Consider the following 12944-nt stretch of genomic DNA (forward strand, 5'->3'; position numbering starts at 1 on the left):
GGGGACCTGCGAAGGGCCGACGGCGCGGTCCGCCCGCGTGACGATAGCCCAACCGACCGTCGGGTGGTCGCCGCCGAACGGGCGTGCCGGCGGTGTCGCGCCGCCGCCGGGCGGAGCCCGTCTGCGGTGTCGCGGCGGCGCCTGGCGGGTTCGGGCGTCGAGGTCCGGCCCGGCGGGGGCTGTCGCGGCGAGTGCCTCCGGTCACAGGGGTAGCCTCGTGTGCGTGTACCGGTTCCTGCTGACGCCTCGCTGGCTGGGCATTCTCGTGCTGACCCTGGTCGCCGCCGCCGTGATGGTGCTGCTCGGCAACTGGCAGCTGGACCGCTACCAAGGCCGCACGGAGATCAACGAACGGATCGACGCCGGCCTGCGGATGGACCCGGTGCCGCTGCGCGACGTGCTGCCCGCCCCGACCGGCGGCAGCGGCACTGCCGGCCCCGCCCCCGCCGCGGAGAAGGCGTGGACCAAAGTCACCGTGACCGGTCGCTACGACCCGGCGAACGTGGTCCTGGTCCGGGGTCGCTCGGTGGATCGCACCGTCGGCTTCGAGGTGGTCACGCCGCTGGTGCTGGCCGACGGCACCGCCGTGCTGGTGGACCGGGGCTGGATCCCGCCGGCCCGGGGCGGCGACGCGACCGTCCAGCCGGACGTGCCGGCCCTGCCGTCCGGCGAGGTGACCGTGACGGGGCGGGTGCACCTGAGCGAGAGCGGCTCGGTCGCCGTCACCCGGCGCGACGGCAAGCTGGAGACCCGGCGCGTCGGCGTGCCCCGGCTCGCCCGCGAACTGCCCTACCCGGTGCACGGGGCATACCTGCTGCTCGACGAGCAGTCCCCGGCGGCCGAACCGGTCTTCAAGGACGTGCCGGTCGGATACACCAACAACTGGCAGAACTTCGGCTACGTCGTGCAGTGGTGGATCTTCGCCGCGATGACCCTCTTCGGCTACGGCTGGGTGGCCCGCCGGGAGGCCCGCCGGCTGGCGGGCGTGGAGCCGAAGCGGCCCGTCGACCGGGCCGCCGAGCCCGCGCCGCAGGGCGCCGCCTGACCGGTCCCCCACGGGACCCGGCCGGCCCCACGACGCCGCACCACCCGGGGCGGATGCCGGGCGGCCCGCCGGCTCAGCCGGTGACGCGGCCGGCGTGGATGGCGCGTACGGCGTCGATGGTGTCGGCCTCCGCCGCCGTCTTGTCGTCGCGGTAGCGCAGCACCCGGGCGAAGCGCAGCGCCATCCCGCCCGGGTAGCGGGTGCTGGTCTGCACCCCGTCGAAGGCGATCTCGACCACCTGCTCGGGGCGGACCCGCACCACCCAGTCGCCGCGCTCGACGGCGAGGCCGAGGAAGCGCTCGGTCTGCCAGCGCAGCAGCTCGTCGGTGAGGCCCTTGAACGTCTTGCCGAGCATGACGAAGTCGCCGGTGCGCGGGTCGCGGGCGCCGAGATGCAGGTTGGACAGCCAGCCCTGACGCCGCCCGCTGCCCCACTCCACCGCCAGCACCACCAGGTCGAGGGTGTGCCGGGGCTTCACCTTCACCCAGGCCGCGCCGCGCCGGCCGGCGTCGTAGGGGGCGTCGGGCGCCTTCACGACGACCCCCTCCTGGCCGGCGTCGACGGCGGCGGCGAACGCTTCGCCGGCCGGCCCGGGGCCGTCGACCTCCACCCGGCCGACCAGCAGCGAGGCGTCGACGGCGACGTCGAGCGCGGCCCAGCGCTCCCGGCCCGGCCGGTCGACGAGGTCGTCGCCGCCGAGGTGCAGCAGGTCGAAGAAGTAGGGCGTCAGCACCGTCCCGCCGGTGGTCTCGGCGGCGGCGCGCACGGCCGGGGCGACCGGGGCGCGGCCGGTGCCGCCCGACGTGGTGCGCCGCGCCGCCCGGCTCGACGTCTGCTGGAAGGGCAGCGGCCGGCCCGTCTGGTCGAGCCCGATCGCCTCCCCGTCGAGCACCAGCTCGCGGGCGGGCAGCGCCCGCACGGCGGCGACCACCTCCGGCACGCGGGCGGTGATGTCGTCCAGGCTGCGGGTGAACACGGCGATGTCGTCGCCCGAGCGGTGGACCTGGATCCGGATGCCGTCGAGCTTGACGTCGACCACGGCGGGGGTGCCGGTGGCCGTGAGCGCCTCGTCGACCGAGGGCGCGCTCTGCGCCAGCATCGGCGCGAGCGGGCGGCCGACCTGGAGGCCGAAGGCGGCCAGCGCCGCCGCGCCCCCGTCGAGCGCGGCGACCGCGACCGCGCGCAGGTCGCCGGCGAGCAGCAGCGCCCGGCGTACGGCGGCGACCGGCACCTCGGCGGCCCGGGCCACCGCGTCGGCGAGCAGCCCCGCCTGCGCGCCCTGGCGCAGCTCGCCGCTGAACAGCCCGGTGAGCAGCCGCTGTTCCTCGGCGGTGGCGGCGGCGAAGAGCGCGCCGAGCAGTTCCCGGCGGCGGGCCTGGGAGCCCGGCCCGTGCACGGACGCGATCTCGTCGATGGCCGCGTCGACGGCGGCCACGGTCAGGGTCGGCTCGGCGGCCGGCGGCGGCAGGTCACGCAGGCTCGCCCAGCCCACCCCGGTCTGCCGTTGGCGCAGCTCACCGGCCAGCCAGCCGGCGCCCGCCGGCACCTCGGGCGGGTCGAGCGCCCGCAGCGCGGCGGCGAGCAGCTCCACCTTGGCCCGCCGGGCCCGGGTGGCGCCGACTGCGGCGGAGGTGGCTGCCAGGTCGAGGAACCGCACGGGCTCCATCCTGCCAGCCACCCCCGACACGACCCCGGCATTGCCGTGCCCGGGCCCCACCGGCCTGCCCCGCCGCCAGCGACGCGCCGAGAACTTCGGCCCGTCACGCAGCGGGCGGGTCAGGCCGAGACGGGCTCCTCGATGCGCAGGCCGCGGGCGCGGATCTCCTCGGCGACCCGGGAGAGCACCGTGTCGAGCGCGACCAGCGCCGCCGACAGGTCACCGAGCTGTTCCTTGAGCGTGTCCTCGGGCCACGCGGAGACGTCGACGTCCCCCAGTGCGCTGACGGCGGCCTCGAGCCGGCCCATCACCTCGTTCGTACGCATGTTCGAGAGGCTATAACAAGCCCACGGGCGACACACCGCAAACTCCCACATCGACCCGGAAGTTACGGTTCCGACACCTACCGCCCGTCGACGCCCGCCTCGGCCACGTTCCTGAGCAGCAGGGCCTCGGCCAGGCAGACCCGGGCGAACTCCCCGAGGTGCAGGCTCTCGTTCGGGCCGTGCGCCCGGGCGTGCGGGTCCTCCACGCCGGTCACCAGGATCGCCGCGCGGGGGAACATCTCCTGGAAGGTGGCGATGAACGGGATCGAGCCGCCGATGCCGAGGTCCACCGGGGCGGTGCCGTCCCAGGCGGTCCGGAACGCCGAGCGGGCCGCGTCGAACATCGGCCCGGACGCGTCGATGACGCACGGGTCGCCGTCGTGTTCGAAGGTGAGCGTCACCTGGGCACCCCAGGGGGCGTGCTTCTCCAGGTGGGCGCGCAGGGCCGCGTACGCCCGCTTCGGGTCGTCGCCCGGCGCCAGCCGTACGCTCAGCTTGGCCTTGGCGGCCGGCACCAGCGCGTTCGGCGCCTCCCCGGTGGCCGGGGCGTCGACGCCGAGCACCGCCAGCGCGGGCTTGGTCCAGAGCCGGTCGGTGATCCGCCCGGTGCCGAGGAGGCTCACGCCCTCGGCCAGCCCGGCCTCGGCGCGGAAGCGGTCCTCGGGGTAGTCGACGCTCGCGCCCTCCCGGGCCGCCAGCCCGTCGACCGCCACGTCGCCGGCGTCGGTGTGCAGGGTCGCCAGCAGCCGCGCCAGGGCGGTCAACGCGTCCGGCACGGCGCCGCCGTACATGCCGCTGTGCACGGCGTGGTCGAGGGTGCGCACCTCCACGAAGCAGTTGACGATGCCGCGCAGGGAGGTGGTCAGCGCGGGTACGCCGATGTCCCAGTTGGCGGAGTCGGCGATGACGATGACGTCCGAGGCGATCTCGTCGCGGTGCTCGGCGAGCAGCCGCTCCAGCGAGTCGGAGCCGTACTCCTCCTCGCCCTCGATGAAGAGCACCACGCCGACCGGCAGCGCGTCACCGTACGCGCGCAGCGCCGCCACGTGCGCCATGATGCCGGCCTTGTCGTCGGCGGCGCCCCGGCCGTAGAGCCGCCCGTCGCGCTCCACCGGCTCGAACGGGTCCGACTCCCACAGCGTCAGGTCGCCGACCGGCTGCACGTCGTGGTGGGCGTAGAGCAGCACCGTCGGCGCCCCGGGCGGGGCCGCCTTCCTCCCGATGACCGCCGGCTGGCCACCGGAGCGCACGATCTCGACGTCGAGACCGCAGCCGCGCAGCAGTTCGGCAACCGCCTCGGCGGAGCGCTCCACGTGCGAGTGGTCGAAGCCCTCGAACGCGATGCCGGGAATGCGGACGAGGCGTTCCAGGTCGGCGCGGACGCCGGGCATCTCCCGCTCGACGGCGGCCCGGACCTCGGACTCGGACATGATCGGTGTGGTCATGACCGGCATCGTATGCCGGCCTTACCGACCGCACCGCCCGAGCCCGCCGCGACGGCCTCGCCCCAGGCCGCCCGCCGACGCGGCGACCTGGCTCCCGGGCGGCAGACGGCGCACGGCGACCTCGCTCCCGTCGGATCGCGGCGCCCGTGGCCACCCGCCGCAGCCGAGGGCCTCAGCGGCGGCGGACGTAGTAGCGGGCGGCGTCGTGCGGCAGGCCCGGGGCGCCGTCGACCACCAGGTCCGCGCGCGCCTCGGTGCCGTCGGCGGCGAAGTGCGCCCGCTCCCCGAGGTGCCAGCGGCGCAACTCCGGCAGGATCGCCCGGCCGTCGCGCTCCAGCGCCCGGGCCAGCCGCAGCGGCGCCGGGGCGGTGACGAAGACGGCCAGGGTGAGGTCCGCGGCGACCGCCGCCCGCGCCGCGCTCACGCCCTCGACGAGGAGCACGGACGCGACCGGTACCGGCACCGGGCGCGGCAGGAAGGTCCGGCGCACCCAGCTGTACCGGCGGTACGCCCCCGGCCGCCCGGCGCGCAGCGGCCCGAGCACCCACTCCTCCAGCCGGGGCCAGAAGGTGAGCTGGTCGTCCCAGCCGTCCAGCAGGTCGTCGGTGTGCACCACCGGCACCGGACCACCGCCGGGTAGGGCGGCGAGGGCGTCCGCGAGCCGCGCCGCGAACGCGCTCTTGCCCGCGCCGCTCGGCCCGTCCACCGCCACCAGCCGGGTCCGTCCCAACCGCGCCGGCCCGGCGAGCACCCGCCGGGCCAGCCGGTCGTACGCCTCGATCACCGCCACCGCCACGTGGCCGACGGTAACCAGCCCGGACGCCCGACCACCGCGCGGGTCGGAAGCGCGTCGGCGCAGCCGTCGGTCCGCTGCGTGGGCGCCCTGCGTGTCCGCCAGGCGCTCCGATCGGGGGTCGCCCGAACGAGCGGTCGTCGGCTGGGCCGGGGCCATTCCTCGGGCGGAGCCCGGAACGGGGCGGGATGATCTGCTGGTGTCCCACAGCGTGATGAGTCCGGGCGTCGACGCCCTCCTGGAACAGGCCCGCGCCGGGGTACGCCGGCTGACCCCGCACCAGACCGTCGAGGCGGTCCGTACCGGCGCGTTGCTGGTCGACACCCGCACCGACGCACAGCGGCGGGAGCAGGGCGACCTCCCCGGCGCCATCGTGATCGACCGGACGGTGCTGGAGTGGCGGCTCGATCCGGCCAGCGCCTGGCGGATACCCGAGGCCACCGGGTACGACCAGCGCATCGTGGTGGTGTGCCGCCAGGGCTACAGCTCCAGCCTCGCCGTGGCGAGCCTGCGGGCGCTCGGGCTGCACCGCGCGACCGACATGATCGGCGGCGTACAGGCGTGGCGCGAGGCGGGACTGCCCATGTCCGACCGCCCCGCCGACATCCGCCCCTGAGCCCACCGTCCCGCCCCCTCACCCCACACCGCGCGCCCCGCGTGCCCCCGCAGCCCGCAGCCCGCAGCCCGCAGCCAATGATCAAGAGATTTGCGCGCTGATCCGGGGTTCCACAGGACGCAAACCTCTTGATCACTCCGGCGAGACGCGGGGCGCGGGTGCGCGCGGGGCGCGGGTGCGCGCGGGGCGCGGGTGCGCGCGGGGCGCGGGTGCGCGCGGGGCGCGGGTGCGCGCGGGGCGCGGGTGCGCGCGGGATTCGGGTGGGGCGGTGGGGTGGGGTGGGTCAGGGGGTTCCTGGGGCTCCGGGTGGGATGAAGGGGAGGGTGGCGGGCGGGCCGGACTCGACGAGGCGCCAGAGGGCGTCGGTGTCGAGGTGCTCCTCCACCAGGTCGCCGAGCAGGTCCAGGGAACGCTCGCGGACGGCGGCGAAGGTCGTGTCGGGGGCCACCGTGAAGCCGGTCCGGCCGGCGAGTCGGGCCACCTCGGTCAGGAAGCGGCGGCGGAACCCGTCGGACTCGAAGGCACCGTGCCAGTGGGTGCCGTGCACGGCGCCCAGCACCGCCCCCTCGCCGCTGCCGTCCGCGCAGGTCAGTAGCGGGGTCAGCGCCGGGTCGGCGTGGGAGACGTACCCGTGGTGGATCTCGTAGCCGCGGACGAGGACGTCGCCGCCGGCGGTGCCGGTCGACTGGCGGACGGTCTTGCGCGGATCGAAGGTGACCTCGATCGGCAGCAGGCCCAGCCCCGGTACGCTCCCCTGCCGGCTCTCCACGGGGTCGTGGATCTCCCGGGCCAGCATCTGGAAGCCGCCGCAGATGCCGAGCAGCGGCCTGCCCGCCGCCGCGTGCGCCAGTACGGCGTCGGCCAGGCCGGTCTGCCGCAGCCAGGCCAGGTCGGCCACGGTCGACTTCGAACCGGGCAGTACGACCAGGTCGGCGGCGGCCAGTTCGGCGGGCTCGACGGTCAACCGGACCCGTACGCCCGGCTCGGTGGCGAGCGCCTCGACGTCGGTGGCGTTGCTGATCCGAGGCAGCCGGACCACGGCCACGTCCAGCCAGTCGGTGCCGCGCGGGGCGGCCGGTCGGCCGAGCACCCGGCCGTACGCGAGCGAGTCCTCCGCGTCGAGCCAGAGGTCGAGCGCCCAGGGCAGCACCCCGTACGTGGGGCGACCGGTGACCTGGCGCAGCATGTCCAGCCCCGGCCGGAGGAGCCCGAGGTCGCCCCGGAACTTGTTGATCACAAAGCCGGCGATCAGCGCCTGGTCGGCCGGGTCCAGCAGGGCGAGGGTGCCGAACATCGAGGCGAAGACCCCGCCCCGGTCGATGTCGCCGACCACGATCGTGGGCAGGTTGGCGTGCCGGGCCAGGCCCATGTTGACGTAGTCGCCGGCCCGCAGGTTGATCTCCGCCGGGCTGCCGGCCCCCTCACAGATCACCACGTCGTACGCGGCCCGCAACTCGGCGAGCGCCGCGTACGCCGTCTCGGCGAGCCGGGGTCGCAGCTCGCGGAAGTTGCCGGCGGTGACCGTGTCGACCGCCTCGCCGAGCAGCACCACCTGACTGGCCAGATCGCTGCCGGGCTTGAGCAGCACCGGGTTGAACCGCAGGTCGGGGGCGAGGCCGCAGGCGGCGGCCTGCATCGCCTGGGCCCGCCCGATCTCGCCGCCCCGGCCGTCCGGGCCGACGACGACGGCCGAGTTGTTGGACATGTTCTGCGCCTTGAACGGCGCCACCTTCACGCCCCGGCGGTGCAGCCAGCGGCAGATGCCGGCGGTGAGCACGCTCTTGCCCGCGTCGGAGGTGGTGCCGGCGACCAGCAGGCCGCCGCTCACCGGTGGCTCCCGAGCCCGGCCGTACCCGCGCCGCCCCCGCCGACGCCGCCCCGCCCGAGGATGGTGCGGCCGTCGGCGGGCGCCCCGGCGACGGCCCGCCCGAGGACGACGGGGCCGGCGACGGCCCGCCCGAGGACGACGGGGCCGGCGACGGCCCGCCCGAGGACGACGCGGCCGGCGACGACGCGGTCCGCAACGACGGCCCGCCCCGGGACGACGCGGCCGGAGACGTTGCGGTGCAGGGCTTGGCGGCCGAGGGCACCCGCCAGCCGCCCGAGCGTGAGCGGGTAGGCGGCGGCCAGCCCGAGCGCCGCCAGCCCGACCGCGCCGGAGATCCGGGCGGCCCGCTTGAGGTGCCGCGCCTCGGGCCGGGGCCCGTCGCCGAGGAACGGGCGCACCTCGGAACGGCCGAAGTAGACGTTGCGCCCGCCCAGCCGTACGCCGAGGGCGCCGGCCATCGCCGCCTCGCACTGCCCGGCGTTCGGGCTGGGATGGTCGTTGCGGTCCCGGCGCCACACGTGCAGCGCGCGTTCCCGGTCGCCGTGCGCGGTGGGCGCGACCGCGATGGTGAGCAGGCCCGTCAGCCGCGCGGGCACCAGGTTGAGCAGGTCGTCGAGGCGGGCGGCGGGGGTGCCGAACCGGGCGTACCGGGGCGAGCGGTGGCCCACCATCGCGTCGAGCGTGTTCGCCGCGCGGTAGCCGAGCAGGCCGGGCAGCCCCGCGACGGCGCCCCACAGCAGCGGGGCGACGACCGCGTCCGAGGTGTTCTCGGCGAGCGACTCGACGGTGGCGCGGGCCAGCTCGGGCTCGTCGAGCACGGACGGGTCCCGGCCGCAGAGGTGGCCGAGCCGCTGCCGGGCGGCCGGGAGGTCGCCCGCGCGCAGCGCACGGCCCATGACGGTGGCCTCGTGCCGCAGCGTACGCCCGCCGAGCACGGTCCAGGTGCCGGCGGCGACCAGCGCGGCCCGGGCCACCGGCCGGCGTCGGGTGGCGACAGTCGCGGCCACCCCGAGCAGCACCGGCGCGCCGACGGCCAACGCGGTGAACGCCGTTCCGGCCAGCCGGTCCGGACGGTAGATCCGCCGTTCCAGGGCCCCGGCGGCGCGGCCGAAGCCGGCCACGGGGTGGTACCGACGGGGGTCGCCGAGGAGCGCGTCGAGGGCGTACCCCGCGACCAGTCCCGCCGCGGTCGCCACCGGCGTCGCCTGTCGCACCCGCCACCACCTCCGGCCGGCCAGCCTAGCCGAGCGCCCACCCGTCCCCGGCCGAACACCCGACCATCCGCACCCCGCCCGTCGGCGCCCAACCGCGCCGAGCCGCGCACCGCCCGTCGGTGCCCAACCGCCGAGCCGCGCCGCACCGGTCTCCCGCCCCTCCCCGACGGTCCGGTCGTCCGCCGAAGCACCGCGGGCGACACGCGGGGTGACGACGGCACCGCCGCGCCACCCCGCCCCCGTCGTGTCACCCGGGTGCGGGCGGTCACGCGGGCTGCGGCACCCGCCCCCGGCCCCGCCGGCCACGACCGGCCGGAGAGCCACCCGCCTCGGCCGCCTCAGCCTCCTCGGTTGGCAGATTCGAGGGGCCCGGCAGACCCGAAGCGCCCGAGGAGCCCGACTCCCCCGCCGTCGCGTCGCGCCGACCACCCCGGGCACCCGCTGCGTCCCCCGCCGAGCCGGGCTCGGGGACCGAGCCGGACCCAGGCGTCGGGTCGTCGTCCTCCCGCTGCGGGTCGTGGGGCTCCTCGCCGTGGGGGTCGTCCACCGGGTCGTCGAAGGGGTCGAGGGAGTTGTCGGCGACGGTGTCGGCCGGCAGGGCGCGCCCGGCAGGGAACGCGCCGAAGTCGGGATCGAAGTCGTCGTCGAGCGGCCGGCGGTCGGGCAGGACGGGGGCCTCCTCGTCCGGCACCGGCTCGGTCGCCTCGCCGTGCACCCGGTGCTCGGCCTCGGCGTCCTCGACGGTGCTGGTCGTCATCGTCGGCCGGTTGCGCTGGAACCGGCTGCGGCCCCGGGACAGGTCGTGGCCGACGGCGACAGCCTCCAGCTCGTAGAGCGAACGGTGGTTGCCGGCGTCGTCGGTCCAGTCGCGGGTGTAGAGCCGGCCACAGACCACCACCGGGTCGCCGACCATCACGGAGGCGGCCACCCCCTCGGCGAGCTTGCGCCAGCAGTTGACCCGGACGCGCAGGCTGTTGCCGTCGACCCAGCGCCCGCTGTCGCGGTCGAGACGGCGGGCGGTCGAGGCGACCTTGAAGTTGGCCACCAGGGTGTTGCTCTGGGTGGTGCGACGCCATTCCGGCGCGGTCAACACGTTGCCCACGATCGTGACGTAGGTGTCGAACATCGTCCCTCCAGGGGGAGATCGGGCTTGCCACGGCGAGTCGACTCGGTGCCGAGCCTGGGCCCTCGACGCGGGGGCGCGCCAGCACCGCGCGTCGACCTGTGGACAACGGGACCGCCTGTGGACAAGAACCTGATCAAGGTCCCGGTGTGCTAGGGCCGGTCGGCCCTGGGGAGCCCGCGCGATCGGTCCGATGATCTGGAGGCGAGCCGCCCGCCGGCGACGGCCGCAGCACCAGGCCCGCCGTCCGGCGGGAGCGCAGCCAGAACCGCCGGCGGCCGGGCGCCCGCGCCCGGGGTGAGGCGTCACGTTCCGGACGGAGCGGGACGGGGTATGGAGCCGATCAACCGCACCGCCGACAGCACGACGAACGAGAGGTCAGCGATCATGAAGATGACCAGCACCGCAGCCGCCACCGTCTCGGGCGAGGTGCGGCGATGAGCGCCGTCGCCAACCCGGCCACCGTGGCGGAATGCCTGCGGGTCGGCGCGGGGTTCTCCCAGGGCGACCGGAACTGGATCGCGGAGCAGTTCGCCACGCTCGACTCGCGGCTGGCCGGGTTCCACGCCGACGCCACCGAGCTGGAGGTGTCGGTCAAGGATCGGGAGGCCAAGGGTCAGAAGGTCACCTTGGAGTGCTGGATCGCCGGCCGCCAGAAGATCGTCACCACCTCCGGCGAGGAGGACCTGCACGCCGCGCTCAACGACGTCCGGGACGACCTGCGGCGGCGACTCAACGACGCGAAGACCAAGCAGGAGCCGCGGCACAACAAGCACCTGCGCGACGTACCCCCGCCGGTCGTCGAGGTCGAGCCCGACACCGACCCGGCCCGCGCCGAGGCCGAGACCGTCTGAGACGTACGCCTCAGGCCCCGTCCGCCGGGTGCGGGCGGGCGGGGCCGGACGGCGCCCGGGGCTACCGCCCGGTAGCTTGCCGGCGTACCGTCGCGGTCGTGGAACCGGACGTGCTGGGCCCGCCGTACGAGCGGCAGACGATCGACCTGGGCACCGACGACGAGGGGCCGGTGGTCGCCACCCTGGTCCGTCGCCGGGCCGACCGCCCCACGGGGCGGGCCGTGCTCTACGTGCACGGCTTCACCGACTACTTCTTCCAGGGCCACCTCGGCGACTTCTTCGCCGAGCGGGGATGGGACTTCTACGCCCTCGACCTGCGCAAGTACGGACGCAGCCTGCGGCCCCACCAGACGCCGAACTTCTGCCGCGACCTCAGCGACTACTTCCCGGAGCTGGACGCCGCCGCGCGGATCATCCGCGAGGACGACGGGCACGACACGCTGCTCGCGATGGGTCACTCCACCGGCGGGCTGATCCTGCCGCTGTGGGCGCACGCCCGCCGCGACGCCGGGATCATCGACGGGCTCTTCCTGAACAGCCCCTTCTTCGACATCAACGCCCCCTGGCTGGTCCGCCGCCCCCTCGCCGCCGCCGTGAGCCGGCTGGGCCGCCGGGCGCCCCGCCGGGTGCTGCCGTTCGGGCTGGGCACGGTCTACAGCGAGAGCATCCACGCCGAGCACCACGGCGAGTGGAACTACGACCTGACCTGGAAGCCGCTCGCCGGGTTCCCCGTGCGGGCCGGCTGGCTGAACGCCATCCGCGGCGCCCAGCGGCAGCTCCGCGCCGGCCTGGACATCCAGGTGCCGGTGCTGCTCGCCTGCTCGACCCGCTCGTTCAGGGGAAAGAAGTGGCACGAGTCGGCCGCGCTCGCCGACGCCGTCCTGGACGTCGAGCACATGGTCCGCTGGGCTCCCCGCCTCGGCCGGCACGTCACCGTGGCGCGCTTCGACGGCGGGATGCACGACCTCACGCTCTCCGGCACCGCCGTACGGGAAAAGGTCTTCCAGGAGGTCGGACGCTGGGCCGACGCGTTCTTCGACGCCGGGCCGACGGCCCGCGCCGGAGAGCGCCCACCGGCGAGCCGGCAGCCGGCGGACGACACCGACCCGGCGGACGCCCCCGCGCAGGGCGGCTGAGCGTCGCCCGCCCGCCGATCACGCCCTCACCGACGGGCCGCCGGCCTCACGACGCGTCGACGGCCGCCCGGATGCGGTCGAAGGTGGCCAGCGGGTGGCCGCCGTCGCGCGCCGGCAGCACCAGGCCCAGGCACCGCAGCCCCGGCCCGCCCGCGCCGTCGGCCTGCACGCCGAACACCGGCGCGCCGACGTAGCCGGCCGGCAGCTCCGCCATGAGCCGCACGACGCCGCCCACGCGCGCCACCCGCTCGATCGCCACCTCCAGCGGCCTGGCGCCGCCCGCGCCGACGCCGTGGGCCAGCACGACCGCCGAGCCGGGCTCCGCGCCGATCCGGGCGATCGCGTCCCGATCGGCCGCGATCGCGTCCGGCACCTGTTGGGTACGCCACCGCCAGCCCTCCCCGGCGGCGTGCTCGTGCAGCGCGACAGTGGGCAGGACGGCGACGCCGAGATCCCCGTGGTGCCGCCACCGGTCGGCGAGGTCGGGCAGGGCCACGGCGTCGGCGGCCACCCCGGCCGGCTCGGTCACGCTCGCCCGCAGCCCGATCTCCCCCGCCCCGGCGTGGGTGAGCGCGTCGGCGGTCAGCAGGTGCTCGCGCCCCCGCCCGCTGAAGAGGAACGCGGTGCCCTCGCCCCGGTCGTCCGCCGCGCCGGCGTCGGTCCGGCGGATGGGCAGGATCGCGCGGCCGAGGAGCTGGCACAGCTCGTAGGCGACGTCGTTCTCGGTGTCCGGGTCAAGCAGCACCAGCCGAGGGTACGGGCCGACGCACCCCGGGCCGCGCGGACGGCGGAACCCGAGTGACCGACGCCGGGGACGCGTGCGACCCTGGTCCGCGACGTGGAACGCGACCACCCGTTCCACCGGTCACCCGGTGGGCGGCGGTACCCTTCTCGCGCGACACGCACG

The 12944-nt window shown here is 76.2% G+C and carries 12 protein-coding genes; 4 read left to right on the forward strand and 8 right to left on the reverse strand.

The window, feature by feature from the left end; translation table 11 throughout:
* Positions 1 to 217: 217 nt before the first annotated feature.
* Positions 218 to 1045: an SURF1 family cytochrome oxidase biogenesis protein gene (locus CLT72_RS15430; RefSeq protein ID WP_199184574.1), complete on the forward strand. Its 828-nt coding sequence runs from the start codon at positions 218 to 220 to the stop codon at positions 1043 to 1045.
* 73 nt (positions 1046 to 1118) lie between these two features.
* On the opposite strand, the gene CLT72_RS15435 is transcribed toward CLT72_RS15430, so the two are convergent.
* From CLT72_RS15435 to CLT72_RS15450, 4 genes are all read right to left on the reverse strand, one after another.
* Positions 1119 to 2702, reverse strand: a complete 1584-nt coding sequence (locus CLT72_RS15435; RefSeq protein ID WP_101415186.1) for an ATP-dependent DNA ligase — start codon at positions 2700 to 2702, stop codon at positions 1119 to 1121.
* A gap of 119 nt (positions 2703 to 2821) precedes the next feature.
* Positions 2822 to 3028 (reverse strand): hypothetical protein, encoded by a 207-nt coding sequence (locus tag CLT72_RS15440; protein ID WP_101412453.1) that lies wholly within the window; start codon positions 3026 to 3028, stop codon positions 2822 to 2824.
* 77 nt (positions 3029 to 3105) lie between these two features.
* Entirely contained in the window at positions 3106 to 4458 is a 1353-nt protein-coding gene (locus tag CLT72_RS15445; RefSeq protein ID WP_199184767.1) for a dipeptidase, read from the reverse strand.
* 187 nt (positions 4459 to 4645) lie between these two features.
* Positions 4646 to 5269 carry a uridine kinase family protein gene (locus CLT72_RS15450; RefSeq protein ID WP_101415188.1) on the reverse strand — a complete coding sequence of 208 codons (624 nt, stop codon included), beginning with the start codon at positions 5267 to 5269 and terminating at the stop codon, positions 4646 to 4648.
* A gap of 211 nt (positions 5270 to 5480) precedes the next feature.
* On the opposite strand from CLT72_RS15450, the gene CLT72_RS15455 reads away from it, so the two are divergent.
* Positions 5481 to 5882, forward strand: a complete 402-nt coding sequence (locus CLT72_RS15455; protein ID WP_089003250.1) for a rhodanese-like domain-containing protein — start codon at positions 5481 to 5483, stop codon at positions 5880 to 5882.
* A gap of 283 nt (positions 5883 to 6165) precedes the next feature.
* Here CLT72_RS15455 and CLT72_RS15460 read toward each other — a convergent pair whose 3' ends face one another.
* From CLT72_RS15460 to ssb, 3 genes are all read right to left on the reverse strand, one after another.
* Positions 6166 to 7710: a cobyric acid synthase gene (locus tag CLT72_RS15460; protein WP_101412454.1), complete on the reverse strand. Its 1545-nt coding sequence runs from the start codon at positions 7708 to 7710 to the stop codon at positions 6166 to 6168.
* A complete protein-coding gene (locus CLT72_RS15465) occupies positions 7707 to 8924 on the reverse strand; it encodes a cobalamin biosynthesis protein (RefSeq protein ID WP_101412455.1) in 1218 nt (405 codons plus the stop codon). Before CLT72_RS15465 ends, CLT72_RS15460 begins: the two co-directional genes overlap by 4 nt.
* A gap of 265 nt (positions 8925 to 9189) precedes the next feature.
* Positions 9190 to 10050 (reverse strand): single-stranded DNA-binding protein, encoded by an 861-nt coding sequence (gene ssb, locus CLT72_RS15470; RefSeq protein WP_101412456.1) that lies wholly within the window; start codon positions 10048 to 10050, stop codon positions 9190 to 9192.
* Between the two features lie 434 nt (positions 10051 to 10484).
* On the opposite strand from ssb, the gene CLT72_RS15475 reads away from it, so the two are divergent.
* Together CLT72_RS15475 and CLT72_RS15480 are read left to right on the forward strand one after the other, a co-directional pair.
* A complete protein-coding gene (locus CLT72_RS15475; RefSeq protein WP_101412457.1) occupies positions 10485 to 10901 on the forward strand; it encodes an HPF/RaiA family ribosome-associated protein in 417 nt (138 codons plus the stop codon).
* 98 nt (positions 10902 to 10999) lie between these two features.
* Entirely contained in the window at positions 11000 to 12037 is a 1038-nt protein-coding gene (locus tag CLT72_RS15480; RefSeq protein WP_101412458.1) for an alpha/beta hydrolase, read from the forward strand.
* Positions 12038 to 12083: 46 nt separating this feature from the next.
* On the opposite strand, the gene CLT72_RS15485 is transcribed toward CLT72_RS15480, so the two are convergent.
* Positions 12084 to 12782: a hypothetical protein gene (locus CLT72_RS15485; protein ID WP_101415189.1), complete on the reverse strand. Its 699-nt coding sequence runs from the start codon at positions 12780 to 12782 to the stop codon at positions 12084 to 12086.
* Positions 12783 to 12944 lie beyond the last annotated feature (162 nt).

The organism is Micromonospora sp. CNZ309, assembly GCF_002846525.1.